The sequence below is a fragment of the Pseudomonas sp. A125 genome, assembly GCF_055409485.1.
Genome location: NZ_JBUZVP010000003.1, coordinates 235,370 through 260,350 on the forward strand (window position 1 = coordinate 235,370; position 24,981 = coordinate 260,350).

Consider the following 24,981-nt stretch of genomic DNA (forward strand, 5'->3'; position numbering starts at 1 on the left):
GCCAGCCCTTTCGTTCACTGTAACGGCTGGCGAAAACCTCTTTTGGCCTGTTCGCGGCTTACCGTGACCAGCGCGTCATATGCCCTGCTCCCCGTGCCAGGCTATCGTCAGCCCAGGCCGACGCCGCGCGCCATGCCGCTCGCCGCAACCATCATCAACACAATCATCAGTGCCTGGATATGGCTGATGCGCGCAAATAACCCCGCCCGGTTTAAATCAAGCGGTGTGCCACGCGCCAACCTGACTCGCCAATGGACCAACCGGATCATCGGCGCAACTTCCAGCAGCAAAATAATCAGCAGCAACGCCATCTTCACGTGAAACAACGGCTGGTGCAGGTAATATTCAGTGCCCTTCTCGTAACCGCCAAAGGCTCGAAGGCCGCCGGTTACCAATAACGCCAGGGCGCTGACTCCCCAAATATTGTCTGAGATCAACACGCGGCGTACGGTAGAAGGCTGATTATCCGCCAGGCATCGCAAAGCTTTGCCCCGGGCCAGCACTGCCGACAATGCCATGGCGAATGCCAGCAAATGGATGGCTGCCAAAAACCACTTAACGAACATAGGGCGTACTCCTCTTGTGTAATAGGCAGGAACACTTCTCAGTAATAGCCGCAAGCAGCCTTCTACGCAGGCAAGCACTCACCAGCACGCGGAACTTGTCGGGGATTGGAGAGCCAAATTGCGTAATCAATACCCTTCGGTCTGCGGTGCACTCAGGAGCACGCTGATGAGACGAGTGGGCAAACAGCCTTATATATCCAAGTCCTGGCTGATCGTCGTGCTGATCAGCCTGGCGTTTATCGGGGTCGAGTATGGCCTGAGGTTTGAGTTCGAAGACAACCGCCACGCCCACTCCTGGCTGGACCTGGTGCTGTTTTTGGGTGCTTACCTGTTTATTTTCTGCGTCAAGCCGATTCATGCCGTCATTCATCGAAAGCTGGACCGACGTGCCCCGCAAGATCGCCACAACGCCTCGCCTTGATGTTTGCGCCAGCGGCAAAGGCCGGCCCGGGTAACCGGGCCGGCCTTTTTCACATCAGGCGCCCAGGCGCTGTAAATGCAGAAGGCCGGTTTCGTCTCGCCAGGCCTGCAGGTGCTCATACCCGGCAATCGAGGCATGGTCTGTGGCCATGGGTGTGAGGTGCGTCGAGGTCACCACCATCACATCCGCCCCCGCCGCTTCGCCGGCACGAATCCCGACGCTGGCATCTTCAAATACCAGGCAATCCTGCACCGGTACTCCCAGCCGCTGCGCACCCAGCACATAACAGGCCGGGTCAGGCTTGCCGCTGGCGACATCCTCTGCCGTTACCATCACCGCCGGCGGCTCAATACCGGCCGCCTGCATACGCCGTAGAGCCAAGGCCTTGGGCGCAGAGGTGACCAGCGCCCATTGATCGCCGGGCAGCGCGTTGAGAAATTTCACCGCACCGGCAATCGCCACCACGCCTTCCACATCCTCGAGTTCGGCCTCGGTGATCCACTGTGCCTCCGCCTGAGGGTCGACCCCGGGCAACGCCTGGCGGGTGATGGTATCGATGGCCCGGGCGCCATGGATGGTCTTAAGGAAGGCTGCGACGTCCAGCCCATGGCGTTCAGCCCAGGTGGCCCATACACGCTCGGCGGCGGCAATGGAGTTCAGGAGTGTGCCATCCATATCGAACAGGAAGGCGCGGTAACGATTGGCGAATACAGCTGAATCGCGGGTGGACACTGCTCGGCTTCCTCTTGCTTTCGTCACCCGGTGTTGGGTGCTGACGAACCACTTGCCTGGTGCAATCTACGGATCGGTCCAAACGCTGTAAACCTTCCCGTGGTTTTGTATCGGACTGTATGGAAACCCTGCCCGGATACGCGAACCTGCAGTTCACCACGCCCGGGCACACATGGCGGATACACCCCGGGGATTAACTACGACCACCAGCCAGCCCGGCTGACTTACTCGCAGGAGCACCCCCATGTTTAAACTCTCGAAAGCATCTTCCCTGATATTCGGCCTGGCTGTAATCGCAGGCCTGGGGCTCTCGTCCATGGCGTCGGCCAGCAGCCATGCCGCCGTAGCCAAGGCCCAGCCATCCCACTTGCTCGCCGAGGGCGGCGCCGACCGCCTGCATGAGCGTGGCCTGGCAGAAGGTGGCGCCGAGCGCCTGCGGGAAGCCCGCATGGCCTGATGCGTCACCGACCACCCTTGAACCGGGGCGGCCTTGCAACTGCCCCTTGCATTACAAACTTGTCATTAAGCTGTAAGTGTTGCCAGCACTCTCACTTCATACAGTGAAGTCGTCAGTCACCCACACCGGGTGGCCCAACTTCCCACTGATAGAAGCGAGCCCGCCCCATGAAACCTGCAAGCAAACTCTGCCTGATCGCCGCCAGCCTGTTGATGCTGGGTGCCGGCGCCGCCGTGGCTGGCCCGATTGCACCGGTAAAAGCCAACAACGTGGTGCTGGTACACGGCTCCTGGGCTGACGGCTCAAGCTGGTCCGAGGTGATCACCCGCCTGCAGGCCGCCGGCTTGCACGTGACCGCCGTGCAAAACCCGCTGACCTCGGTGGCAGATGACGTCGCCGCGACCAACCGCGTACTTGATCAACAGGACGGTCCTACCGTGCTGGTCGGCCATTCCTACGCCGGCACCGTGGTCAGCGACGCCGGAGTCAACCCTAAGGTCAGCTCCCTGGTGTACGTCGCCGCCCGCGCCCCCGACGCCAATGAAGACTTCGTCGCCCTGTCCGCCAAATACCCGAGCACACCCGTACGTGCGGGTGTGGTGGAGCACGACGGTTACCTGACGCTGAATCAGGACGCCTTCCTCAAATACTTCGCCGCCGACGTGCCCCGCGCCAAGGCCATGGAGCTCTTCGCCGTCCAGCAACCCATCGCCAAGACCCTGTTCAGCGGTCGCACCGTCAACGCCGCGTGGCACACCAAGCCGTCCTGGTATGCCGTGTCCAGCAACGACCAGACCATCAACCCGGACCTGGAGCGCTTCCTCGCCAAGCGCATGAACGCCACCACCATCGAAGTGCCGTCGAGCCACTTGTCGCTGGTGTCCCACGCCAAGGAGATCAGCGACCTGATCCTTGAAGCGTCTGGCCGCCAGCCTTAAGCCCTTCATTACGAACTTGTCATCATCCTGTTGGCTGGCTGTTTGTGTCGCCTGGTTACTGTGAACTCACTGCCGGATACCGGCAGCCAACCCTTAAAGAGAGATACCGCCATGAAACTGTTTATCCTCGGCTTTGCTGCCCTTGTCGCCACCGGTTCGGCCTTCGCCGGTACCACTGCCGCCACCTCGATCATCCATGACAAAGCCGGCTTCTTCATGCACATGGACGTGGCCAAGGTGCTCTCCAGCACCGACACCTACGGCCAGTGCGGCATTGTCCCGGCCCGCCTCGACTACCTCGACAGCCAGGGCCGCGAACACGTGCTGGACTACCAGGTACAGGGCATCGGTTGCCCCAATGACAATTGATCGGGCTACACTTGCGCCACGCACAACCGGCACATCACCAGGGCAACTCCCATGAATATCCTCGTAGTCGAAGACGAGCCCAAGGCGGGCAACTACCTGCTAAATGGCCTTCAGGAACTGGGTTACTCCGTGAGCCTCGCCCGCGACGGTGTGGACGGTTTGCACCTGGCCCTGCAAACCCCGTTCGACGTAATCGTGCTGGACGTAATGATGCCGAAGATGGACGGTTGGGAAGTGCTGCGCCGCCTGCGCAAGGAAGCCGACACCCCGGTGCTGTTCCTGACCGCCCGGGACGACATTGCCGACCGCATCAAGGGCCTGGAACTGGGCGCTGACGATTACCTGATCAAGCCATTTTCCTTCGCCGAACTGGTGGCGCGCCTGCGCACCCTGACCCGGCGCGGGCCTAGCCGTGAAGAAGAACAACTGCAGATCGCCGACCTGCAGATCGATGTACTCAAGCGCCGCGTCACTCGCGGCGGCGTGCGCATCACCCTGACCAACAAGGAATTCGCCTTGTTGCACTTATTCGCTACCCACCAGGACCAGGTGCTGTCGCGCTCACTGATCGCATCAAGAGTGTGGGACATGAATTTCGACAGCGACACCAACGTGGTCGACGTGGCCGTGCGCCGCCTGCGCCTGAAAATCGACGACCCGTTCCAGCTCAAGCTGATCCACAGCGTGCGCGGCATCGGCTACCGCTTCGACACGCAACCATGAGCAAGCCCCGGCATTACTCCCTGACGCTGCGCCTGGCGCTGATCTTCGCCTTGCTGGCGTTTGCCCTGCTGGCGACCCTCGGCGTGGCGCTGTACCGCGAGCTTGAGCGCGAGCTGATCCACCGTGACGACGCCGCGCTGATTTACCGGGTCGACCAACTGCGCAACCTGCTGAACGACAGCAACACCCTGGACCTGATCAAGACCAAGCCGGAGCTGTTCCAGAACATGCTGGGCAACCGCGAGTCGGTACTGAGCATCGCCGCACCAGGTCAGAAGCCGTTGCTGGAAGTGAACCCCGGCAACATTGACATGCCCGACGTTGCCCCGGTACCCAAGGACCACACCCTGGAGTTCGCCGACGTGCAACACTTGCCCGGCATCAACGGCGTGCCTTTCTCCACGCTGGCCGCCACCATCGACTCCGGCGACCTGGGCAGCCTGCAAGTCACCACCGGGCGGCTGATGACCGAGCGCACTGCCGTGCTCGCCAGCTATAGGCTGAGTGTCTACATCCTCGCCAGCCTCGCCGCGATGGTGCTCGCGGTGATCGGCTACTTGCTGGTGCATCGCGGCCTGCTGCCGCTGCGGCGCCTGGCGGTGCATGCCCAGGGCATCGGCGTCGGCAACCTCGCCGCACGCCTCGACAGCCACGGCGCACCCAAAGAGCTGCTGCCGATGATTGACTCCTTCAACACCATGCTTGAGCGGCTGGCCAAGGGTTTTGTGCAATTGGGCCAGGTGTCCACCGACATGGCCCACGAACTGCGCACGCCCATCAACAATTTGCTCGGCGAAACCCAGGTGGCGTTGCAGCAACACCGCAGCGTCGAGGCCTACCAGCAACTGCTGGCCTCCAACGTGGAAGAACTCGAACGCCTGGCGCGCATGCTCGACAACATGTTGTTCCTGGCCCGCACCGACCCCGCCAGCGCGCTGCGCCAACGCCAGGAACTGGATGCGGCCGACGAAGTGGAACGCATGGCCGACTACTTCGAAGGCCTGGCGGGCGACGTCGACATCAGCATCCTCGCCCAGGGCGACGGCGTGATCTGGGCCGAACCGATGCTGCTGCGCCGCGCCTTGGCCAACCTGTGCGCCAACGCCATTAAATATGGGGCGCCGAGTTCCGAACTGTTGATCCAGGCCACGCCCAATGCACAAGGCATCAACCTGAAAGTCAGCAACCTGGGCACGACCATCCCGGCGGAGCATTTGCCGAGGTTGTTCGAGCGGTTTTATCGCGTGGATGAATCCCGGGAGCGCTCGGCGCACTCCAATGGGTTGGGGCTGTCCATCGTCGCGACCATCATGCAGTTGCACAACGGGCGCTACAGCGTCAGCAGCGAGGACGGCGTGACGTGCTTCGAGTTGTTTTTTCCAAGGCGCGAAACCGACAACCTCAGCTGACTTGCCCACCCGTTTCAGTAATATCCACCGGGGTATTCCAGGCCGCCAGCACTGCAATCCGCAACCCTTCAACCTGAGCCGCCAACGCCATCGAGGGCGGCTCCGGCAGGCGTCCCGCCACCTGTTCGGGCAGCCACGGCACATGGATGAAACCGCTGCGCACCGCCGACCCGGCAAGCGCATGCTGCAACAGGTAGAACACCTGATTGCACACGAAGGTACCGGCGGTTTGCGAGACACAAGCCCCAATGCCGGCCTCACGCACAGCCTTCACCATGGCCTTGGCGGGCAAAGTGCTGAAGTAGGCTGCGGGGCCACCGGGCACCACATCTGTGTCGATAGGCTGCTCGCCCCGGTTGTCCGGGATCCGTGCGTCGTTGAGATTGATCGCGACCCGTTCGATGGAAATATCACTGCGCCCGGGGCCCAACCCGGTCGCAATCACCATCTGCGGGCGATGCTCGGCCAGCAGTTCAGCCAGGCGCTCGCCCGCAGTGGCAAAGGCGCAGGGCAACTGCCCCGCGACAATCCGCACATCGGTGTCCAACTGCACACCGTCCAACAGGCGGACTGCCTCCCAGGACGGGTTGATCAGGTCATGGTCAAACGGTTCGAAACCCGTCAGCAATACAGTACGCATCACAGCCTCACATCAGCAGGTAGAGCAGGACAATATTGACCACCAGCATCATCAATGCGGTCGGCATCTGCGCCTTGATAACCGCGTTTTTATCCGGCAGCTCAAGCAACGCCGCCGGGACAATGTTGAAGTTCGCCGCCATCGGTGTCAGCAGCGTACCGCAGTAGCCGGAGAACATCCCGATCGCAGCCATCACCGCCGGGTTGCCGCCGTAGATACCCACCAGCACCGGCACGCCGACGCCGCCGGTCATCACCGGGAAGGCGGCAAAGCCATTGCCCATGATCACGGTAAACAGCGCCATGCCGAGCACATAGACCATCACCGCTACCAGCTTGTAATCCAGGTTGATGTAGGTGGTGGTGACGTGCGCCACGGCCGTACCAACCCCTGCTTCGTTGAACAACAGCCCGAGCATCGCGAGCATCTGCGGCAGCACCATCGCCCAACCCAGCGCTTCGGTCAGGCGGCGGGACTCGCGAAGGGCTTGTACCGGGGTGTCACGTGTCAGCCAGCACGCCAGCGCCAGCGCAATCAGGCAGCCAATGCCCAGGGACACAAAGGTGGTGTTTTTCGGGTCCAGCAGCGGTACACCGCCAATCTCGGTGTGTTTGAGCAGCACCGAGCCGATCACCGTAGTCAACGGGATGGCCAATGCCGGAATAAATAATTTATGCCCCAGGCGGCCAGCGCTGGCCCGCGCAGCCTTGTCATGCAACTGGGCGTGTGCACCGCGGCCTACGCCGCCCAGGCCCGCGATGAGCGCCATCACCACTACACCCACGCCGACCACCACCGAGGGCAGACGCTCCCCGACTAAAAACGGTATGGCAAACAGCAGCCAGAACAACGAACTCGACCAGCGCTTGGGGTGGGTTCGGTCCATCAGGATCATCCCGGCGGTGATCACCAGCAGAACGCCGGCCAGCCAGTACAGGTATTCAATGGAGATAATCATTGCACCACCTCCGTCGGCCTGGCCGAGGGCAGCGCTCGGGTCAGCATTCGGTCGAAACGGTGCAAGCGGATGGCGTGGATAATGAACGCGCAGATGGCCGTCGGGATGCCCCAGACCGCAATGTGCAAAGGCTCGACGTCAATCCCCGAACCCAGCAGGAAGGTGTGCATCAGCGCAATCGCACCAAAGGCCACGAAGATGTCCTCGCCAAAAAACAGCCCTACGTTGTCGGTCGCCGCGCACATGGCCAGGACCTTGTGGCGAAGCTTGTCGGGAAGTTTGCCGTAGCGTTTTTCTGCCGCGCCTTCCGCCATCGGCGCCAGCAACGGCCGCACCATCTGCGGGTGACCGCCCAGGCTGGTCAGGCCCATGGCCGCTGTGGTTTCACGCACAAACAGGTAGATGATCAACAAGCGCCCGACGGTGGCCCGTTCAAAACGCGCGATCCAGTTTTGTGCATGCAGCCGTAATCCATGGCGCTCCAGCAAGCCAATCACGGCCAGGGGCAATAAAAGGATCAGTTGCAAGGCCCGGGTCTGGAGGAAACCGTCACCCATGGTGGCGAGGATCTTTTCCAGCGGGAAGTGGGCGGCAAACCCGGTGGCAATCGCCGCTGCCGTAACGACCAACAGCGGGTTGATGCGCAACACAAAGCCAACCACGATGACGAGTACGCCAATCAGCGGCCATAGGTTCACAACAGTTTGCATGGCGGTGAGGTCCTTAAGTGCGCGCTGCGGCGCCAGTAAAGCAGGGAGTGAACAAAGGGGTTCACTGCAAGAAAACGGCGCGCAGCCCGGCTCGGTTTTTTATTGTTGACCTGGAAGGTCGAGCGTCAGTGGCGGCATCTTTGCTGCTCGGGGCGGGAGGTGTCCAACAAGAAAAACTGTTGCTGCAAACCAATAAAGTTTGTGGGTGTTAGAGGGCATTTGGCAGTCATCGCTTGCCAGACGGCAAGCGGTTCAAGCATCGTAGCCGCCCCACCCGATGGGGTGGCCCGCCCTTTCTCAATTGTTGTGGATACGCAAATTCAATGAAAACCTCCAAGGCGCTCTACGCCCTGTCGTTCGCTGTTGCCCTCTCGATGCTGGGTGGCTGCGCAGCCAAGGTAAAAAGCGGCGGTACAGACGCGCTGGCCATTGCGGAACCGGCCAAACAAAACCTGGTAGTAAGCTTCAAAGGCAATGCCACCGTCGAGCAAAACCAGGACTGGCCACTGCTCAAGCAACAATGGGGCGCGGCCCTGCAAACCGAAGCGCAGCAGGCCGGTTATAGCCTCAAGGAAACGCCAACCATCAACACCGGCAGCACCGATGGCGTGGGCATCACCATCAACGTCAGCAAGTTTCGCTACCTGACTGCTGGCAGCCGCTACGCGGCAGGTGCCTTGGTGGGTAACGCGTGGGTCTTCTCGAAGGCTGACTTTTGCGACTTGAAGTCCGGCGCACCCCTGGGCGCACGAACCTATGAAACCGAATCTTCGGCCTGGGAAGGCGTGGCGTCGGCCATGACCCAGAAGCAGGTCCAGGCGATTGCCAAACAGGTCATCCGTGATATCAAGAACGCCAAGGCGCAGTAATCGCCTGGCGGGCATCCATATGTTTTGTGTACCTGTGACGGCGCCGGGCTGAAAACGCCCGGCGTTGGCATTGCTCTCTGAAGAGGCTCAGGTACTTGAAGTCTGACCAGGGCTGGACGGCCTGGTCACCCTATAACGCTCAGAGGCGCGTTCAAGAGTTTTTCGCAATGGGCCAGACTTGCGATAGCTCTTTTTATTCCGGCTTGAGCAACGCCTCATAGTCCGGGCTGATCTCCGCCAGAATCATCAATGCTGCAGCGCCCAGCGCCACGGCGTCGTGCCCGGCGGTGCCCATTTGAATGCGGGGGTGCAGGCGATCGGAGCGGCTGCTGATGGAGCGGCTCAAAGGCTCGAGGCGGGCGATCAGCCGGACCAGGATCGGTTGCGGCAGGAAACCACTGATGAGGATGGTTTGCGGGTCGAGTACCGATTCAAGGATGTTGATGGCCTGCTTCAACGCGGGTGCCGCTTCGTCGAGCCAGGCATCGACGCCCTCATTGAATTCCTGGTCATTCATGTCCCACGCCGCCAGGTCCTGCTCGGCCGGGTGCCCCAAATGCTCCAGCAGCGCAGCAATGGAAATATAGCGCTCCAGGCAGCCGTGATTACCGCAATAACAGGCCTTGCCGTCAGGCACCACGGTCATGTGGCCGATCTCGCCGGCGTTGTGCCAATGCCCGGAATACAGGCGGTTATCCAGGTACAGGCCAGCCCCCAGGCCGCTGCCGATGAACAGATGCACGAAGTTATGCAGGCCGCTGGCGATTCCATACAGACGCTCGCCCATGGTCGCCGCGGTGGCATCGTTTTCAATCAGCACCGGCAAGCCGATGTCGCGCTGCAACCGCAGCGGGATACCCGGGTCGTCCCAGCCGGACATTGCCGTGGGGCCCACGCAGGTCATGCCTTCAACGCTGAAAGGCCCTGGCAAGGCAATGCCAACACCGAGGAAACGCCCGCCCGGGCGTTGCCGGCAGAAGTCTTCTACGCAACCCACGATCAGCGGCAAGGCCTGTTCGAACGTCGGGTAGCTGACCGTCAACGTCACTTGCGCCACCGTTTCGCCGAGCAGGTCGAGCAGCACGCCAATGATGCGATGCTGCTCAACGTGAAACCCGATCGAATAACCGCCCTCGGGGTTCAGCGACAGCGGCACGGGTGGCTGGCCACGTCCGCCCTTCTCTGCCGCGTGCGCCAGCAAAACACCTTCTTCCTGCAGCTCGGTGACGATGTTCGACACCGTCTGCGCCGTCAGCGAGGTCAACCGTGTGAGGTCGGCACGGGTCAGGCGGCCGCTCTGTCGAATGGCTTCCAGGATCACCCGGCGGTTGTGCTGCCGGGCATGTTCGGCGTTGGTGCCGGTGGTCACCGCACGTTTGAGCTTGGGATTTTTCATGGGGTGATAATCCGCCGCCCCGATTAATTAAATCAAGTTGAATTAATACTCGAGCCGTGCTTTTCTTAGCACCTCGCACGATTGCACCTACAGCAATCTCCGATTACGCCCCATAAAAACAATGACGGGTCGATAGAAGCCCTTGATGGCACGCAACCTCTTTGCAACTGCCCCCAACCCCTTCTGTCATCCGATTAAGAGGTCGTTCCCCCATGAGCACGTTGACACCCGTCGATCCGGACTTGCCCAACGGCAAACGCAAAATCGGTCTGTTCCCCGCCATCACCCTGAACATGAGCCAGATGTGCGGCGTGGGTCCGTTTATCACCATCCCCACCATGATCGTGATCATGGGCGGCCCCCAGGCTTACCTCGGCTGGATCCTCGGCGCCTTGCTGGCCCTGTGTGACGGCCTGGTGTGGGCCGAACTCGGCGCCTCCCTGCCCGGCGCGGGCGGTACCTATAACTACTTGCGGGAAGCCTTCGGCAAGCGCACAGGTAAGCTGCTGCCGTTCCTGTTCGTGTGGACGGCCATGTTGTTTATCCCGCTGATCATGTCCACCGGCATCATCGGCTTCGTGCAGTACCTGACGTGGTTCTGGCCGAACATGAGCCAGACCGCCGGCAACCTGATTGGCCTGGCGGTGATCTGGCTGGTGATCGTGATGCTGTGGCGCAAGATCGAGTCCATCGCCAAATTGAGCATCGTGCTGTGGGTGATCATGCTGATCAGCATCGGTGCATTGATCGCCGCGGCCTTCACCAACTTCCATGCAGACCTAGCCTTCAGCTTCCCCGAGGGCGCATTCAACCTCGGCGACAGCAGCTTCTGGCTGGGCATGGCCGGCGGCTTGACCATCGGTATTTATGACTACCTGGGCTACAACACTTCGGCGTACCTGGCCGGTGAAGTCGAGCAACCAGGCCGGGTGATTCCCAAGTCGATCGTGTTTTCGATCCTCGGCATCCTCGCGGTCTACCTGTTGATGCAAGTGGGCGTCCTGGGCGTGGTGGACTGGCACCGCATGCTCGACCCCGAATCCCCCGCCTATAAATCGGTGGCCTCGGTGGTGCTCAGTGAAACCTGGGGCAGCACCGCCGCCGGGATCGTCACCGTATTGATCCTGATCACCGCCGTGGCCTCGGTGTTTGCCGGGCTGCTGGGCGGCTCCCGGGTGCCGTTCGAAGCGGCGAAAGACAAGGTGTTCTTCAACGCCTTCAGCAAGGTCCACCCCAAGCACGAATTCCCGACCTACGGCATCCTGAGCATGGGCCTGCTGACGTCCGTAGGGTTCATGATTGGACGCCTGACCGACCTGAACACGCTGATTCAGCTGCTGACCACGGTGATGATCCTGGTGCAGTCAGTGGCGCAGATCATCTCGCTGCTGGTGCTGCGCAAGACCAAGCCGCACCTGGCCCGGCCGTACAAAATGTGGCTGTACCCGGTACCGGCGATTATCGCGCTGCTGGGTTGGGTTTATATCTATATGGCGTCCAACCATAACGCCCCCGGCGCCTACCCTATCCAGTGGTCGCTGGTGTGGGTAGCGGCCGGCAGCGTGGCCTATCTGCTGTGGGCGCGCGTGCAAAAACTGTGGCCTTTCGATAAGTGATGAGCGTTATGCACGAACCATTGGAAACAACGGGCGCTGCGGCGCCCCCGCAAGGGCTGCTGCTGGCGATTGATGTCGGCGGTACCAAGACTCAAGTGGCTTGCTACGACATTGCAAGCCGGCGCATGAACACGCGGATCCTCGCCACCCATGCCGACGGTTTGTCCGGCGCGCCGGCACTGCAACGCATCCTGGATGCTGCGCAGGCCTGCGTGGCCGAGTTCGACAGCCTGCCGGTGTTGAGCGTGGCGGCGGTGTTCCCCGGCGTGGTGCGCGGGCCCACCTTACTGATGGCGCCCAACACACCGGGCTTCGAGCACCTCGACCTGCAAGGGTTGATCGCCCGGGCGTTTGGCAATGCGCCCGTGGCCCTCGATAACGATGTGAAGGCCGGCGCCCTGGCGGAAGTGCGCTGGGGTTCGCTGGCCGGGGTCGACAACGCGATCTACCTCAATCTGGGAACCGGCCTTTCGGCGGCGGCGATTGCCAACGGCAAACTGATTCGCGGGCACAACGGCGCCGCCATGGAAATCGCCTACCTGTTGTCACCGTTTCTCGACCCGACGCAGCCTGATCAGTGGCGCACCTACGAGCACGGCGGCGCACCGCTCGAAGAACTGTTTTCCGGTAATGCCTTAAGCGAGTTGGCGGTGCAGATGCTCGGGCACGGGCATCAGGCGCTGGACCTGTTTTCCAGCATTGATCCGCAGGTACGCCAGGCACTGGAGCTGCGCATCGCTGCCTGTGCCGTGCAAGTGGCCAACCTGGCGGTGGCGCTGGATGTGGAGCGCATCGCGATTGGGGGCGGCCTGTACCGCCAGGCCTCGACACTGGCGCCGATTCTCGAACAACTGATCCGCCGCGTAGTGCCCTTCCCGCCCACCATTGCCGCCGCGCATTTCACCCACGACGCGCCGCTGTGGGGAGCCCTGAGCATGGCCATGGAGGCCGTCGGCCTGAACGCCATCGCGCAGCAGGTACTCAATGCCGGCAACACCCTTTATCAGGAGCTGAGTCATGTCATTGATGCAGAGTGAAACCGCGTCGATCCCGGCGATCCTGCAACGCATGCTCGATGATGACCGCGCTGTGCGCACACTGGCCGCGCAGTTGGACAGCGACTTACCCGAACTGATCATCACCGTCGCGCGCGGCAGTTCGGACCACGCCGCCGCCTATTTCAGCTACGCGATGATGAGCGTGGTGGGTATTCCCAGCCTGTCGATCCCGCTGTCGTTGGTGAGCCTGCAACACCCGCCGCTGCGTCTGAAAAAATCCTGGGTGGCCGCCTTTTCCCAGTCCGGCAAAAGCCCGGACTTGATCGACAGCGTGAAGTATCTGCAACAACGGGGTGCGGCCTCGGTCGCACTGGTCAACACCGCAGACTCGCCACTGGCGGCCATCACCGGGCATGAAATCCTCTTGCCCGCCGGCCTGGAGCAAAGCGTGGCGGCGACCAAAAGCTATGTAGCGATGTTAATGGCAAGCGCTCAAATCGTGGCCCGCCTGGCCGCCGATAACACCTTGGGCCAAGCGCTACTCTCGCTGCCACAGCAGATGAATGAAGCCGCGAGCGAGGACTGGTCACCGGTGCTCAACGTACTGCAAAGCGCCGACAAGATGATCGTGATCGGTCGCGGTGCTGCCCTGCCGATTGCCCAGGAAGCCGCGCTCAAACTCAAGGAAACCTCAGGTATTCAGGCCGAAGCGTTTTCCAGCGCCGAGGTCCGGCACGGGCCGATGGAAATCATTGAAGAAGGTTATCCCGTGCTGGTGTTCGCCCCTTCGGGGCCCGAGCAAGCAGGCACCCTGGCGTTCGCCGACGACATGCGCGCACGCGGCGCCAAGGTGATGGTCGTGGCGCCACGGGGCACCGCTTGTGCGGGGTTGCTGCCCAGCGTTCCAACCGCGCATCAATTGCTGGAGCCGTTCACCATGATCCAGGGGTTTTACTTGATCGCGGCGCAACTGGCCGTGGCGCGCGGGCGTAATCCGGATCAGCCGAGGTTTTTGCAGAAGGTCACGCAGACGCATTGAGCCAAGGCGGGTATTCACCCGGCATCCATGGAAATAGCCCGGCATTAGAGGCCGGGCAATCCATCGTCCATCAGAGTTTCTTGAGGGTTGCCTGGGAGACTTCCTGAAGCCCTGCCTCAGTGATTTTCTTCCAGTCGCTTTCAGTCACCGCCTGCATGCTTTCCTTCTTGCGAGTGATCACCTCCAGCGTGTTGGGCGCTGAGGTTTCGATTCGCAGATGAGATTTGTTGTTCACGTCCACCGAAAAGAAGCCTGGCGTGAACCACGACCAGAACTCTACGATATGTACCTTCACGGGCTCTGCACCGCTGCCATTGGCTTCAGTTACCACTTCATAGCCGGCCTGCTTGTAAGCCAGGGCTACGGACTCACTGACCAGTTGCGACACCGTACGACCTGACGGCAACAATACATCGCCAAGGCCTTTTCCATAGCTGTTGCGCTTGCGGGCGATGGCGCGCTCGGTGATGGATTTATCCGTGACTTCGTCGTTTTTCAGCGAAGGAATGTCGGCTTCGGGAGGGTCAATCTGGAACACGCGCTCGTCCACAGCGCTGATCAGCACCTTTTTGCCATTGCTGGCTGCCGCGACATGACCGGCGCTCAACGGCGCAACAGTCACATCGACTTCCGAACGGCTTGTGGCGCAGCCCGCCAACACCATCAGTGCCACCATCCCCAACGCTACCCGAACACTCATCTGAATCACCTATTCCATATCGCCGTCATTGGCTAGGCCGGGATCGGCCGCTGGGGATTGTATCCGAGTAATGGCAATTCAGCATCACCGTGCATATTGGTATTAACTGCTGGTTGCCTGCCGATACTGGCGCGGCGTAAACCCGGTCAACGCCTTGAACTGCCGGGTGAACGCGCTGTGGTCGGTATACCCACATTGCAGCGCCATTTCGGTGATCGGCATCTCGGTATGCAGCAGCCGGTGCGCATGTTCCAGGCGCACCTTCTGGATCATCTGGCGGGGCGTCAGGTGGAACACGCGCTTGCAGTAGCGCTCCAGCTGCGCCACTGAAATCCCGGCGATCCGCGTCAGTTCACCCAGCGTGACCCGCCGATTGAAATTCGCCCGAATGTACTCATCCACCGCCGCCAGCCGTTGATACGCCGGGTGGGTTTCACTGGCGGTTTGCAGGTCGACCGAGATGCCCGCCAGGCCGATGATTGCGCCGTCGCGGCTATACAGCGGCGATTTGTGCGTCAGGCACCAACCCGGCTCGCGGGTCCCGTACAGGTGCAATTCCAGTTGGTCTTCCAACACAAATCCCTGCTCCAGAACCCGGCGATCCTGTTCGGTATAGCCGGGCCCCGGTCAAGGCCGGCGAATTCGACCGTCCCCGCCAACCGCAGGCCTTCGGTCACGCCCGCCCAACATGCAGCGCGCGTGGCAGTTGCATCGGTTGAGCCAGGGGTTGTTCCGACGTGATTTGAATGCTGAAGACGCGACACCGTGGATGGGGTTTCGGCCCTCCATGCCGGATTCGCTGCCGATTATCGACAAGGTGTGCAAGGGCAAAGTGTTGCTTGCGTTTGGGCATCAGCACCTGGGGCTGACACAGGCGGCGGTGACGGCGGAGTTGATTGCACGGCTGGTGTCGCCTGTGGCGGCAATGTCCAATGGGCTGCCGGCACTCGAACCCTACCGGCTGGACCGTTTTTGAGGTCATAAGAAACGTCTTGCTACTGTTTGGCACTATCGGCGATACCTGGCAGGTAACTATCGTGCATGACCTTACGGTGATGCCCCGCTGAGAACCTGCCTTGAACAACACACCTTTTATGCAGCCCTGCCAATTGATGCGCAAAACGCTCTGGAGCGTCACTTGCGCCATCCTTGCGCTTTTGCTTGGCAACGCCGCGTTCGCTGACCAGGGCATGCCGCTGGGCCAGAAGTCATTCGAAGCGTACCGCCTCGATACCCTGCAATGGCTGCGCGAGCATCGTGATTTCCAGGGCTGCGACAAGGAAGCCGAACTCAACTGGAATGCGCCCCAGGAGTGGCGGCCGGCTGGCGCGCCCAAGCGCGGTATCATTCTTGTGCATGGCCTGGGCGATTCCCCTTGGTCCTTCCACGATATCGGCAGGGCACTGGCCGCACGCGGCTTTCTGGTAAGGACCGTGCTGCTGCCCGGACACGGCACACAACCGGCCGACATGCTGCAAGTGCGCATGGAAGACTGGCGCCGGGTGGTAGACGAACAGGCGGCGATACTGCGCGCAGAAGTCGGCGAGATTTACCTCGGTGGCTTCTCCACTGGCGCCAACCTGGTGCTCGACTACGCCTACAAACACGACGACGTCGCCGGGCTGTTGCTGTTCTCCCCCGCTTTCCAGTCCAGCATGACCTACGATTGGCTGACACCGTTTATCAGTTGGGCACGCCCCTGGCTGCTGGCGCCCGACGCGAGCCGGCCACAACAGAGCCTGGTGCGCTACATGACCGTGCCCACCAATGGCTTCGCCCAGTTCTACCGCAGCAGCCGAGTGGCTCGCCAGGACCTGGCGCATCGTACCTACGACAAGCCGGTGTTCATTGCCGTCGCCGCCCACGACTCAGTGCTGGACACCCACTATGTGCTGGAAACCTTTCAGCAGCGCTTCAGTAACCCTCACAGCCGCCTCGCCTGGTACGGCACCCTGCCCGCGGATGCCTGGGACACCTCGCGCGTAAAAGCACGCACCGACTACCTGCCGGAGCTGCGGATCAGCCAGTTCTCCCACATGGGGTTGCTGTTCTCATCCGACAACGCGCTTTACGGCGAACATGGCAGCCTGCGTTTTTGCTGGAACGGCCAGGCGCAAGAAGCCACCCGGGCGTGCGAACAGGGGGCAGATGTGTGGTACTCGGACTGGGGTTACCGTGAGCCGGGCAAGATGCATGCACGGTTGACGTTCAATCCGTACTTCAACTGGCAGCTTGGGTTGATTGATGAGGTGTTGGGCAATCTTGCGCTGGCGGGGGAGAAAACCGTGCGTTGAAACCCTTTCACATCCCTTTCACAATTAAACGCCTATGGTTTATCTGCTCCTGGTGAAACCCTAAAGCCCGCGCTCCCCATCGCGGGCTTTTCTTTGCCTGTGATTTACCCAGCGTCAGCCCGCAACACCCAGAAACGGTAGCGCCAGATACAACTTGATCACGATCGCGTTAGTGATATCGATGAAAAACGCCCCAACCATCGGCACCACCAAAAATGCAATCTGCGACGGTCCGAAGCGTTGGGTTACTGCCTGCATGTTCGCAATCGCCGTTGGCGTAGCGCCGAGCCCGAAACCGCAGTGCCCCGCAGCCAGCACCGCCGCATCGTAGTTGCTCCCCATGACCCGGAACGTCACGAAAATCGCAAACAGAGCCATCATCAACGCCTGGGCAGCCAACAGGATGAAAATCGGCAGAGCCAGCGCGGCCAGGTCCCAGAGCTTGAGCGACATCAACGCAATCGCCAGGAACAACGACAGGCTGACGTTCCCCAGCACCGACACTTCGCGCTCAAACACTTGGTGCCAGCCCAGTGCCGACAGGCCATTACGCAGCACCACACCGACAAACAAGACACACACGAACGTCGGCAGCTCAAATGCCGTGCCCTGGATAAACCCACTCAGGAATGTGCCCACTTGCAGGCTGATCGCGAGCAGCGCCAGGGTCTCGATAAACGAGAACGAGGTGATCATGCGTTCTTGATTCGGTTGCTCAAAACCCTTTGGCCCAATCGGTTGTACCGGCCCCACGCCCGGCACCTGGACCCGCTTGATCAGTAAACGAGCGACGGGGCCACCAATCAGGCCGCCGAGCACCAGGCCAAAGGTCGCGGAAGCAATCGCCAGCTCGGACGCCGAGGCCACCCCATACTTGTCGCTGAACACCGCGCCCCAGGCCGCACCCGTGCCGTGCCCGCCCGACAGCGTAATGGAGCCCGCCAACAACCCCATCAGCGGGTCGAGCCCCAGCGCCGTGGCCAACGCGATCCCCATCGCGTTCTGGACCACCAGCAGCGTCGTTACCACCAGCAGGAAAATCCCCAACACCCGCCCGCCCTTCTTCAGGCTGGCGAAATCCGCGTTCAAGCCAATGGTGGCAAAGAACGCCAGCATTAGTGGTGTCTGCAGTGAAGCGTCAAACCGGACCTCGATGTCAGCGAGCATACGCAAAGCCAGGAGCAGCACCGCCACCACCAAACCACCGGCCACCGGCTCTGGAATATTGTAAGTGCGCAGGAAACCAATTCGAGCGACCAACCCGCGCCCGAGTAAAAGCACCAGGGAGGCGGCGACCAGCGTGGAATAAAAGTCGAGTTGAAGCATGGGGCAGCTCTCTGTAGTTATTTAGGGGAATCAGGCCCGGACTATCGATCCTTCGGGACAACGCGGTAAGAGTAGTAGTACGACGCCGTATCTAACCTCGGAAAGGTCTTAATTTGGCGGAACAAAATCCGTGGTGTGCTTCTGAAGGGGCACGACGCAGAAATCGAGTGCATGAGGATGGCGCCGAACTGGCGTTTGAATGGGCACGTCACAAATTCCGGGCAACAAAAAAGGGCCCACCTTTCGGTGAGCCCTTCTAGACCGCCCAGCAGAGCGGATTTTGTTTGGTAGGCGCGATTGGACTCGAACCAACGACCCCCACCATGTCAAGGTGGTGCTCTAACCAACTGAGCTACGTGCCTGCTGTGAGGCGGCATTCTACGGAATTCCCAAGGGGTGTCAACACCTTTTTTGCACCTAAGCCTATGAATATGCGAATTTTTTATTTTCGGCCGGTACAACCGGATTTTTCCGGCAGCTGGCAGCGGATTTTCAACTCAGGTAGGATCGGCGCACTCGTAAAAAATATAAAACAGAGGTTCCAGGATGGCGAACACCCCCTACCCCCAGTCGTATTACGCCGCGTCTGCGAATGCGGTACCTCCCCGCCCTGAGCTGCAAGGTGAAGTCGAAACTGATGTGTGCGTGATTGGTGCGGGCTATACCGGGCTTTCCAGCGCACTGTTTCTGCTCGAGAACGGTTTTCGCGTGACGGTATTGGAAGCTGCCAAGGTGGGTTTTGGCGCCTCGGGCCGCAACGGTGGGCAGATTGTTAACAGCTATAGCCGTGATATCGATGTGATCGAGCGCAGTGTCGGCCCCAAGCAGGCGCAATTGCTGGGTGAGATGGCGTTTGAAGGCGGCAGGATTATTCGCGATCGCGTAGCCAGGTATCAGATCCAGTGCGACCTGAAAAACGGCGGTGTATTCGCCGCCCTGAACAGCAAGCACATGGGCCATCTGGAATCGCAGAAGCGCCTGTGGGAGCGCTACGGCCACACTCAGCTGGAGCTGCTGGACGAGCGGCGCATTCGTGAAGTGGTCGCCTGTGACAACTATGTGGGCGGCCTGCTGGACATGAGCGGGGGGCACATTCACCCGCTGAACCTGGCGCTGGGTGAAGCGGCAGCAGTGGAATCCCTGGGCGGCACCCTCTACGAGCAGTCGGCGGCGATTCGCATCGAGCGCGGCGCCAATCCGGTGGTGCATACGGCACACGGCAAGGTCAGGGCCAAGTTCATTATTGTCGCGGGCAACGCTTACCTCGGGAACCTGGTGCCGGAGCTGGCTGCCAAGTCGATGCCGTGCGGCACGCAGGTCATTACGACCGCGCCGCTGGGCGATGAGCTGGCAAAGACGCTGCTGCCGCAGGATTACTGCGTCGAAGACTGTAACTACTTGCTGGATTACTACCGGCTGACCAGCGACAAGCGCCTGATCTTCGGCGGTGGCGTGGTGTATGGCGCGCGGGACCCGGCGAACATCGAGGCAATCATCCGCCCGAAGATGCTCAAGGCCTTCCCGCAGCTCAAGGATGTGAAGATCGACTACGCCTGGACCGGTAATTTCCTGCTGACCCTGTCGCGCCTGCCCCAAGTCGGTCGCCTGGGCGACAACATCTATTACTCCCAGGGCTGTAGCGGCCACGGCGTGACGTACACCCACTTGGCGGGCAAGGTACTGGCGGAAGCATTAAGAGGCCAGGCAGAGCGTTTTGATGCGTTTGCCGACCTGCCGCACTACCCGTTCCCGGGCGGCCAACTGTTGCGCACGCCGTTTGCGGCGCTGGGAGCCTGGTATTACGGGCTGCGGGACAAGCTGGGGTTCTAATCCCGGATCGCGGGGCTGGCTTGCCGGCCCCTGCGCATCCAGCAGCGAGCTAAATCGCAGACACAAAAAACCCCGGTCTTTCGACCAGGGTGTTTGCTATCGATCCAACCAAGCCAAGGGCTTGCTTTGGCGTCTCAGGGCGTTCAGTGGGCCCTGGAACAGATATGGCGCAGCGGACGGGACTCGAACCCGCGACCCCCGGCGTGACAGGCCGGTATTCTAACCGACTGAACTACCGCTGCGTATCGCTCAGACTGCCGAAGTGTCACCTTCAACCGCCTTCAAACATCTGACTGATCAGCCTTGGCTGTTCAATCTCAAATCTGAACCATCAGACCTGGAAAATATGGCGCAGCGGACGGGACTCGAACCCGCGACCCCCGGCGTGACAGGCCGGTATTCTAACCGACTGAACTACCGCTGCGCGTCGGTGCAACCTTTAACGTTGCGTCTTGCCCGAAGGCAAAACTCTCAAGAAGTGGTGGGTGATGACGGGATCGAACCGCCGACCCTCTGCTTGTAAGGCAGATGCTCTCCCAGCTGAGCTAATCACCCTTTGCTTCGTTGAGGCCGCGAAATTTACGCAGGTAGCGGACCTAAGTCAATAGCCTGCTTGAAGTTTTTCTGAAAAAGACAAAATCACTTCAGGACTGCGACCCGCCCTACTCGCTGTAAATCATCTTCTTGCTCATGCCACCGTCGACCACGAACTCCTGCCCGGTGACAAACCCGGCATTGCGCGACAGCAACCACGCCACCATCGCCGCCACGTCCTCCACAGTGCCTACCCTGCCCGCCGGGTGCTGCGCGTGATCAGCGTCCGTCAGCGGCTCGGCACGGCGTGCAGCCGGGTCTCGCGCATCGATCCAGCCCGGGCTCACGGCATTGACCCGCACTTCCGGCCCAAGACTGATGGCCAGCGCGTGGGTCAGGGCCAGCAAACCACCCTTGCTCGCCGCGTAGGCTTCGGTGTCCGGCTCCGACTGGCGGGCCCGGGTCGACGCCAGGTTGACGATGGCGCCACCATGAGCCCGCAGGTACGGCGCGCAGTGCTTGGCAAGCAACATCGGCCCACTGAGGTTCACCGCCATTACCCGGTTCCAGTAAGCCAGGTCGAGGCTTTCCAGGGTGATATTGCGCGGGTCGGCCACGGCGGCGTTACACACCAATGCATCCAGGCGTCCGAACTGGCCAAGTACTTCGGCCACGCCAAGGGCGACCTGCCGCTCATCGGCCACATCCATGGTGATAAACCAGGCGTTGTCGCCCAGCACCTTGGACACCTTCGAACCGCGCTCGCGGTCCAGGTCCGTGAGCACCACCTGCCAGCCTTCGCTGATCAACCAGGCGGCAATCCCCAGGCCAATGCCACGCGCCGCGCCGGTGACCAGCGCGACGCGCCCATTACTGGCGCCCGCGGCCTCCATGGACCACTCGATCACAGGGCCGCCAACCCACGGGCCAGATCGGCCTGCAAGTCAGCAACGTCTTCCAGGCCCACCGCGACGCGGATCAGGCTGTCACGAATACCCGCCGCTTCACGCTCTTGCGGCGCCAGGCGACCGTGGGAGGTGGTGCTTGGGTGAGTGATGGTGGTTTTGCTGTCACCCAGGTTGGCGGTAATGGAAATCAGGCGGGTTGCATCGATAAAGCGCCAGGCGCCCTCTTTGCCGCCCTTGACCTCAAAACTCACCACGGCGCCAAAACCACGCTGCTGGCGCTGGGCCAACGCGTGCTGGGGGTGGCTCTTGAGGCCGGCGTAGTGGACTTTCTCGATACCGTCCTGCTGTTCCAGCCACTCGGCTAACGCCTGGGCGTTGGCACAATGGGCCTTCATCCGCAGGCTCAGGGTTTCGAGGCCCTTGAGGAAGATCCAGGCATTGAACGGGCTCAGGGTCGGGCCGGCGGTGCGCAAGAAGCCCACCACTTCCTTCATCTGCTCGCTGCGCCCTGCAACCACGCCCCCCATGCAACGGCCCTGGCCGTCGATGAACTTGGTGGCCGAGTGCACGACGATGTCGGCGCCCAGCTTCAGCGGCTGTTGCAGCGCCGGGGTGCAGAAGCAGTTGTCGACGATCAGCATCGCGCCCTTGGCGTGCGCCACTTCGGACAATGCAGCGATGTCCACCAACTCAGCCAAAGGATTGGACGGCGACTCGACAAACAGCAATTTGGTGTTGGCCTTGATGGCCGCGTCCCAGCCGGACAGGTCCGCCAGTGGCACGTAGTCGACTTCAATGCCAAAGCGCTTGAAGTACTTTTCGAACAGGCTGATGGTCGAACCAAACACGCTGCGCGACACCAGCACGTGATCGCCGGCGCTGCACAGGCTCATGACCACCGCTAGAATCGCGGCCATGCCCGTGGCAGTCGCGACAGCTTGCTCGGCGCCTTCCAGCGCAGCGATACGCTCTTCGAACGCACGCACGGTCGGGTTGGTGTAGCGCGAATACACGTTGCCCGGCACTTCACCGGCAAAGCGCGCAGCGGCGTCGGCGGCGGTGCGGAACACGTAGCTGGAGGTAAAGAACATCGGGTCACCGTGCTCACCTTCCGGGGTGCGGTGCTGGCCGGCGCGCACAGCCAGGGTATCGAAAGCTACGCCATCGAGGTCGCTGTCCAAGCGACCGGCATCCCATTCCTGACTCATGCTCTACTCCTCAACTCGAATGCTTTATCAAAGATACAAAACCGGCCCCTCAGGGCCGGTGTCTACTCAGTTGTTGTACAGGTCGATGATCGCGCTGACCGCCTGGGTCTTGATCTTCGAGGAATCGTTACGGGCCTGCTCGATCTTGTTCAGGTAGGCCTCGTCGACATCGCCGGTGACGTACTTGCCGTCAAATACCGCGCAATCGAACTCCTCGATCTTGATCTTGCCACCACCGACGGCTTCGATCAGGTCCGGCAGGTCCTGGTAAATCAGCCAGTCGGCGCCGATCAGGTCCGCAACGTCCTGGGTCGAACGGTTGTGGGCGATCAGTTCGTGGGCGCTTGGCATGTCGATGCCGTACACGTTCGGGTAACGCACGGCTGGCGCGGCGGAACAGAAGTAAACGTTCTTTGCCCCGGCTTCGCGGGCCATCTGGATGATCTGCTTGCAGGTAGTACCACGCACGATGGAATCGTCCACCAGCATCACGTTCTTGCCGCGAAATTCCAGCTCGATCGCGTTGAGCTTCTGGCGTACCGACTTCTTGCGTGCGGCCTGGCCGGGCATGATGAAGGTACGGCCGATGTAACGGTTCTTGACGAAGCCTTCGCGGAACTTCACGCCCAGGTGGTTCGCCAGCTCCAGCGCTGCGGTGCGGCTGGTGTCCGGGATCGGGATGACCACGTCGATGTCGTGGTCCGGGCGCTCGCGCAGGATCTTGTCCGCCAGTTTCTCGCCCATGCGCAGACGCGCCTTGTACACCGAGACACCGTCGATGATCGAATCCGGACGCGCCAGGTAGACGTGTTCGAAGATGCACGGGGTGAGTTTCGGGTTCAACGCGCACTGACGGGTGTGCAGCTTGCCGTCTTCCGTGATGTAGACAGCTTCGCCCGGCGCCAGGTCGCGGATCAGGGTGAAGCCCAGCACGTCCAGGGACACGCTTTCGGAAGCGATCATGTACTCGACGCCTTCGTCGGTATGACGCTGGCCGAACACGATCGGACGGATACCGTGGGGGTCGCGGAAACCGACGATGCCGTAGCCGGTCACCATCGCCACGACGGCGTAACCACCCACGCAACGGTTGTGCACGTCAGTCACGGCGGCGAACACGTCTTCTTCGGTCGGCTGCAGCTTGCCGCGCTGGGCCAGCTCGTGAGCGAACACGTTCAGCAGGACTTCGGAGTCCGAATTGGTGTTGACGTGGCGCAGGTCAGATTCGTAAATCTCCTTGGCCAGTTGTTCAACGTTGGTCAAGTTGCCGTTGTGCGCCAGGGTGATGCCATACGGCGAGTTGACGTAAAACGGCTGGGCTTCGGCCGAGGTCGAGCTGCCCGCAGTCGGGTAGCGCACGTGGCCAATGCCCATGTGCCCGACCAGGCGCTGCATGTGGCGCTGATGGAACACGTCACGCACCAGGCCATTGTCCTTGCGCAGGAATAACCGGCCGTCGTGGCTGGTCACAATACCGGCAGCATCCTGGCCGCGGTGCTGGAGGACGGTTAGCGCGTCATACAGCGCCTGATTCACGTTCGACTTACCGACGATACCGACGATGCCACACATGCGACGCAACCCCTACTTAATGAATCTTGACTGAACACAACTTACTGAGGCGTTTTGGCCGGTAAGAGGTGTTCCTTGAACGGAAGATCAGCGGGTATGCTGATCCCGCTGGCCAGCCACTGACTGCTCCACCCCAAAATGAGGTTTTTGGACCAATCTGCAACCAATAGAAATTTTGGCACGAGTACAGACTCTTGCCACCACGAATCCTGCTGTACCGGCCCCAGGCTCAACAGCCCGACCGCCACAACCACCAGCAAGCCGCCACGCGCGGCGCCGAAGGCCATGCCGAGAAATCGATCGGTCCCGGAGAGGCCTGTGACGCGTATCAATTCGCCGATAAGATAATTGACCATTGCCCCCACCAACAACGTGGCGATGAACATGATGGCGCAGCCCGCGATGACGCGAGCCGAAGGTGTCTCGATGTATCCGGCCAGGTAGACAGACAATGAACCGCCGAACATCCAGGCTACAACTCCTGCGATGATCCATGTCAGCAGCGACAGTGCTTCTTTAACGAAGCCGCGGCTCAGACTGATCAACGCGGAGATGGCGACGATTGCAACGATCGCCCAATCAACCCAGGTAAATGGCACAGTTCAGCCTACAGACGGATAAGGCGGCGCATTTTAGCAGAGCGCCGGGCTATCGGTAAGCTGTGATTAGCAGTGCATTTGAAATCAATGAGTTGCGCCAGATAAATGCAGGAGCCGGCTTGCCGGCGATAGCGTCCTCGAGGCCGCCATCGCCGGCAAGCCGGCTCCT

The 24,981-nt window shown here is 61.1% G+C and carries 24 protein-coding genes, 4 tRNA genes and 2 pseudogenes; 13 read left to right on the forward strand and 17 right to left on the reverse strand.

Annotation, left to right across the window (positions count from 1 at the left end; genetic code table 11):
- Nucleotides 1-107 precede the first annotated feature (107 nt).
- Entirely contained in the window at nt 108-566 is a 459-nt protein-coding gene (locus ACZRN6_RS06150; protein ID WP_322144301.1) for a DUF2214 family protein, read from the reverse strand.
- Nucleotides 567-732: 166 nt separating this feature from the next.
- Between ACZRN6_RS06150 and ACZRN6_RS06155 the strand changes: the two genes are divergently transcribed.
- Complete coding sequence (locus ACZRN6_RS06155) at nt 733-987, forward strand: hypothetical protein (RefSeq protein WP_322144300.1); 255 nt, start codon at nt 733-735, stop codon at nt 985-987.
- Nucleotides 988-1,041: 54 nt separating this feature from the next.
- Here ACZRN6_RS06155 and ACZRN6_RS06160 read toward each other — a convergent pair whose 3' ends face one another.
- Complete coding sequence (locus tag ACZRN6_RS06160; RefSeq protein WP_322144299.1) at nt 1,042-1,719, reverse strand: HAD family hydrolase; 678 nt, start codon at nt 1,717-1,719, stop codon at nt 1,042-1,044.
- Between the two features lie 244 nt (nt 1,720-1,963).
- Between ACZRN6_RS06160 and ACZRN6_RS06165 the strand changes: the two genes are divergently transcribed.
- From ACZRN6_RS06165 to ACZRN6_RS06185, 5 genes are all read left to right on the forward strand, one after another.
- Nucleotides 1,964-2,176 (forward strand): phage infection protein, encoded by a 213-nt coding sequence (locus ACZRN6_RS06165; protein ID WP_322144298.1) that lies wholly within the window; start codon nt 1,964-1,966, stop codon nt 2,174-2,176.
- 167 nt (nt 2,177-2,343) lie between these two features.
- Nucleotides 2,344-3,114: an alpha/beta fold hydrolase gene (locus tag ACZRN6_RS06170; protein WP_322144297.1), complete on the forward strand. Its 771-nt coding sequence runs from the start codon at nt 2,344-2,346 to the stop codon at nt 3,112-3,114.
- Nucleotides 3,115-3,225: 111 nt separating this feature from the next.
- Complete coding sequence (locus ACZRN6_RS06175; protein ID WP_322144296.1) at nt 3,226-3,483, forward strand: DUF2790 domain-containing protein; 258 nt, start codon at nt 3,226-3,228, stop codon at nt 3,481-3,483.
- Between the two features lie 51 nt (nt 3,484-3,534).
- Complete coding sequence (locus ACZRN6_RS06180; protein ID WP_322144295.1) at nt 3,535-4,206, forward strand: heavy metal response regulator transcription factor; 672 nt, start codon at nt 3,535-3,537, stop codon at nt 4,204-4,206.
- Nucleotides 4,203-5,615 carry a heavy metal sensor histidine kinase gene (locus ACZRN6_RS06185; protein ID WP_464007460.1) on the forward strand — a complete coding sequence of 471 codons (1,413 nt, stop codon included), beginning with the start codon at nt 4,203-4,205 and terminating at the stop codon, nt 5,613-5,615. The genes ACZRN6_RS06180 and ACZRN6_RS06185 overlap by 4 nt, the downstream gene beginning before the upstream one ends.
- Here ACZRN6_RS06185 and pcp read toward each other — a convergent pair.
- From pcp to ACZRN6_RS06200, 3 genes are read right to left on the reverse strand one after another with little or no spacing between them, the layout of a single operon-like run.
- On the reverse strand, nt 5,608-6,255 hold the full coding sequence (gene pcp / locus ACZRN6_RS06190) for a pyroglutamyl-peptidase I (protein ID WP_464007461.1): 648 nt from the start codon (nt 6,253-6,255) through the stop codon (nt 5,608-5,610). The genes ACZRN6_RS06185 and pcp overlap by 8 nt on opposite strands.
- Before the next feature lie 7 nt (nt 6,256-6,262).
- A complete protein-coding gene (locus tag ACZRN6_RS06195) occupies nt 6,263-7,213 on the reverse strand; it encodes a DUF979 domain-containing protein (RefSeq protein WP_322144292.1) in 951 nt (316 codons plus the stop codon).
- Complete coding sequence (locus ACZRN6_RS06200) at nt 7,210-7,923, reverse strand: DUF969 domain-containing protein (RefSeq protein ID WP_464007462.1); 714 nt, start codon at nt 7,921-7,923, stop codon at nt 7,210-7,212. The genes ACZRN6_RS06195 and ACZRN6_RS06200 overlap by 4 nt, the downstream gene beginning before the upstream one ends.
- A 323-nt stretch (nt 7,924-8,246) precedes the next feature.
- Here ACZRN6_RS06200 and ACZRN6_RS06205 point away from each other — a divergent pair, with 323 nt between their 5' ends.
- Nucleotides 8,247-8,792: a hypothetical protein gene (locus ACZRN6_RS06205; protein ID WP_464007463.1), complete on the forward strand. Its 546-nt coding sequence runs from the start codon at nt 8,247-8,249 to the stop codon at nt 8,790-8,792.
- A 193-nt stretch (nt 8,793-8,985) separates the two neighbouring features.
- On the opposite strand, the gene ACZRN6_RS06210 is transcribed toward ACZRN6_RS06205, so the two are convergent.
- Nucleotides 8,986-10,188, reverse strand: a complete 1,203-nt coding sequence (locus ACZRN6_RS06210) for an ROK family transcriptional regulator (RefSeq protein WP_464007464.1) — start codon at nt 10,186-10,188, stop codon at nt 8,986-8,988.
- A 212-nt stretch (nt 10,189-10,400) separates the two neighbouring features.
- Here ACZRN6_RS06210 and ACZRN6_RS06215 point away from each other — a divergent pair, with 212 nt between their 5' ends.
- From ACZRN6_RS06215 to ACZRN6_RS06225, 3 genes are read left to right on the forward strand one after another with little or no spacing between them, the layout of a single operon-like run.
- Nucleotides 10,401-11,804 carry an APC family permease gene (locus tag ACZRN6_RS06215; protein WP_322144288.1) on the forward strand — a complete coding sequence of 468 codons (1,404 nt, stop codon included), beginning with the start codon at nt 10,401-10,403 and terminating at the stop codon, nt 11,802-11,804.
- 8 nt (nt 11,805-11,812) lie between these two features.
- Nucleotides 11,813-12,841, forward strand: coding sequence for an ROK family protein (locus ACZRN6_RS06220; RefSeq protein WP_464007465.1), 1,029 nt, complete (start codon nt 11,813-11,815; stop codon nt 12,839-12,841).
- The gene (locus tag ACZRN6_RS06225; protein WP_464007466.1) at nt 12,822-13,841 is read left to right on the forward strand and encodes an SIS domain-containing protein; all 1,020 of its coding nucleotides are present in this window, start codon (nt 12,822-12,824) and stop codon (nt 13,839-13,841) included. Before ACZRN6_RS06220 ends, ACZRN6_RS06225 begins: the two co-directional genes overlap by 20 nt.
- A gap of 70 nt (nt 13,842-13,911) precedes the next feature.
- On the opposite strand, the gene ACZRN6_RS06230 is transcribed toward ACZRN6_RS06225, so the two are convergent.
- Entirely contained in the window at nt 13,912-14,541 is a 630-nt protein-coding gene (locus ACZRN6_RS06230; RefSeq protein WP_322144285.1) for a YajG family lipoprotein, read from the reverse strand.
- Between the two features lie 102 nt (nt 14,542-14,643).
- A pseudogene (locus ACZRN6_RS06235) lies at nt 14,644-15,165 on the reverse strand (helix-turn-helix domain-containing protein); the annotation flags it as partial.
- A gap of 34 nt (nt 15,166-15,199) precedes the next feature.
- Between ACZRN6_RS06235 and ACZRN6_RS06240 the strand changes: the two are divergent.
- Both ACZRN6_RS06240 and ACZRN6_RS06245 read left to right on the forward strand, forming a co-directional pair.
- Nucleotides 15,200-15,517, forward strand: a pseudogene (locus tag ACZRN6_RS06240) (FAD-dependent oxidoreductase); the annotation flags it as partial.
- Between the two features lie 214 nt (nt 15,518-15,731).
- Entirely contained in the window at nt 15,732-16,835 is a 1,104-nt protein-coding gene (locus ACZRN6_RS06245; protein ID WP_464007529.1) for an alpha/beta hydrolase, read from the forward strand.
- 114 nt (nt 16,836-16,949) lie between these two features.
- Here the strand turns inward: ACZRN6_RS06245 and gltS are convergent, their stop codons facing one another.
- Nucleotides 16,950-18,161, reverse strand: a complete 1,212-nt coding sequence (gene gltS / locus ACZRN6_RS06250; protein ID WP_464007467.1) for a sodium/glutamate symporter — start codon at nt 18,159-18,161, stop codon at nt 16,950-16,952.
- A 285-nt stretch (nt 18,162-18,446) separates the two neighbouring features.
- A tRNA-Val gene (locus ACZRN6_RS06255) sits at nt 18,447-18,523 on the reverse strand.
- 184 nt (nt 18,524-18,707) lie between these two features.
- Between ACZRN6_RS06255 and ACZRN6_RS06260 the strand changes: the two genes are divergently transcribed.
- Complete coding sequence (locus ACZRN6_RS06260) at nt 18,708-19,991, forward strand: NAD(P)/FAD-dependent oxidoreductase (RefSeq protein ID WP_464007468.1); 1,284 nt, start codon at nt 18,708-18,710, stop codon at nt 19,989-19,991.
- Nucleotides 19,992-20,156: 165 nt separating this feature from the next.
- On the opposite strand, the gene ACZRN6_RS06265 is transcribed toward ACZRN6_RS06260, so the two are convergent.
- The 7 genes from ACZRN6_RS06265 to ACZRN6_RS06295 all read right to left on the reverse strand — a co-directional run bounded on the left by ACZRN6_RS06265 (nt 20,157) and on the right by ACZRN6_RS06295 (nt 24,812).
- Nucleotides 20,157-20,233: transfer RNA gene (locus tag ACZRN6_RS06265), tRNA-Asp, on the reverse strand.
- A gap of 105 nt (nt 20,234-20,338) precedes the next feature.
- A tRNA-Asp gene (locus ACZRN6_RS06270) sits at nt 20,339-20,415 on the reverse strand.
- Between the two features lie 55 nt (nt 20,416-20,470).
- A tRNA-Val gene (locus ACZRN6_RS06275) sits at nt 20,471-20,546 on the reverse strand.
- A 107-nt stretch (nt 20,547-20,653) separates the two neighbouring features.
- Entirely contained in the window at nt 20,654-21,418 is a 765-nt protein-coding gene (locus ACZRN6_RS06280; RefSeq protein WP_322144282.1) for an SDR family oxidoreductase, read from the reverse strand.
- 11 nt (nt 21,419-21,429) lie between these two features.
- On the reverse strand, nt 21,430-22,641 hold the full coding sequence (locus tag ACZRN6_RS06285; RefSeq protein ID WP_322144281.1) for an O-succinylhomoserine sulfhydrylase: 1,212 nt from the start codon (nt 22,639-22,641) through the stop codon (nt 21,430-21,432).
- 66 nt (nt 22,642-22,707) lie between these two features.
- A complete protein-coding gene (gene purF / locus ACZRN6_RS06290; protein WP_003212683.1) occupies nt 22,708-24,213 on the reverse strand; it encodes an amidophosphoribosyltransferase in 1,506 nt (501 codons plus the stop codon).
- Nucleotides 24,214-24,254: 41 nt separating this feature from the next.
- Nucleotides 24,255-24,812 carry a CvpA family protein gene (locus ACZRN6_RS06295; protein WP_088422526.1) on the reverse strand — a complete coding sequence of 186 codons (558 nt, stop codon included), beginning with the start codon at nt 24,810-24,812 and terminating at the stop codon, nt 24,255-24,257.
- Nucleotides 24,813-24,981 lie beyond the last annotated feature (169 nt).

Coding starts and splice junctions, on each gene's coding strand:
- ACZRN6_RS06150 (WP_322144301.1), bottom strand. CDS start 566: ATGTTCGTTAAGTGGTTTTTGGCAGCCATCCATTTGCTGGCATTCGCC.
- ACZRN6_RS06155 (WP_322144300.1), top strand. CDS start 733: ATGAGACGAGTGGGCAAACAGCCTTATATATCCAAGTCCTGGCTGATC.
- ACZRN6_RS06165 (WP_322144298.1), top strand. CDS start 1,964: ATGTTTAAACTCTCGAAAGCATCTTCCCTGATATTCGGCCTGGCTGTA.
- ACZRN6_RS06170 (WP_322144297.1), top strand. CDS start 2,344: ATGAAACCTGCAAGCAAACTCTGCCTGATCGCCGCCAGCCTGTTGATG.
- ACZRN6_RS06175 (WP_322144296.1), top strand. CDS start 3,226: ATGAAACTGTTTATCCTCGGCTTTGCTGCCCTTGTCGCCACCGGTTCG.
- ACZRN6_RS06180 (WP_322144295.1), top strand. CDS start 3,535: ATGAATATCCTCGTAGTCGAAGACGAGCCCAAGGCGGGCAACTACCTG.
- ACZRN6_RS06185 (WP_464007460.1), top strand. CDS start 4,203: ATGAGCAAGCCCCGGCATTACTCCCTGACGCTGCGCCTGGCGCTGATC.
- pcp (WP_464007461.1), bottom strand. CDS start 6,255: ATGCGTACTGTATTGCTGACGGGTTTCGAACCGTTTGACCATGACCTG.
- ACZRN6_RS06195 (WP_322144292.1), bottom strand. CDS start 7,213: ATGATTATCTCCATTGAATACCTGTACTGGCTGGCCGGCGTTCTGCTG.
- ACZRN6_RS06200 (WP_464007462.1), bottom strand. CDS start 7,923: ATGCAAACTGTTGTGAACCTATGGCCGCTGATTGGCGTACTCGTCATC.
- ACZRN6_RS06205 (WP_464007463.1), top strand. CDS start 8,247: ATGAAAACCTCCAAGGCGCTCTACGCCCTGTCGTTCGCTGTTGCCCTC.
- ACZRN6_RS06210 (WP_464007464.1), bottom strand. CDS start 10,188: ATGAAAAATCCCAAGCTCAAACGTGCGGTGACCACCGGCACCAACGCC.
- ACZRN6_RS06215 (WP_322144288.1), top strand. CDS start 10,401: ATGAGCACGTTGACACCCGTCGATCCGGACTTGCCCAACGGCAAACGC.
- ACZRN6_RS06220 (WP_464007465.1), top strand. CDS start 11,813: ATGCACGAACCATTGGAAACAACGGGCGCTGCGGCGCCCCCGCAAGGG.
- ACZRN6_RS06225 (WP_464007466.1), top strand. CDS start 12,822: ATGTCATTGATGCAGAGTGAAACCGCGTCGATCCCGGCGATCCTGCAA.
- ACZRN6_RS06230 (WP_322144285.1), bottom strand. CDS start 14,541: ATGAGTGTTCGGGTAGCGTTGGGGATGGTGGCACTGATGGTGTTGGCG.
- ACZRN6_RS06245 (WP_464007529.1), top strand. CDS start 15,732: ATGCCGCTGGGCCAGAAGTCATTCGAAGCGTACCGCCTCGATACCCTG.
- gltS (WP_464007467.1), bottom strand. CDS start 18,161: ATGCTTCAACTCGACTTTTATTCCACGCTGGTCGCCGCCTCCCTGGTG.
- ACZRN6_RS06260 (WP_464007468.1), top strand. CDS start 18,708: ATGGCGAACACCCCCTACCCCCAGTCGTATTACGCCGCGTCTGCGAAT.
- ACZRN6_RS06280 (WP_322144282.1), bottom strand. CDS start 21,418: ATGGAGGCCGCGGGCGCCAGTAATGGGCGCGTCGCGCTGGTCACCGGC.
- ACZRN6_RS06285 (WP_322144281.1), bottom strand. CDS start 22,641: ATGAGTCAGGAATGGGATGCCGGTCGCTTGGACAGCGACCTCGATGGC.
- purF (WP_003212683.1), bottom strand. CDS start 24,213: ATGTGTGGCATCGTCGGTATCGTCGGTAAGTCGAACGTGAATCAGGCG.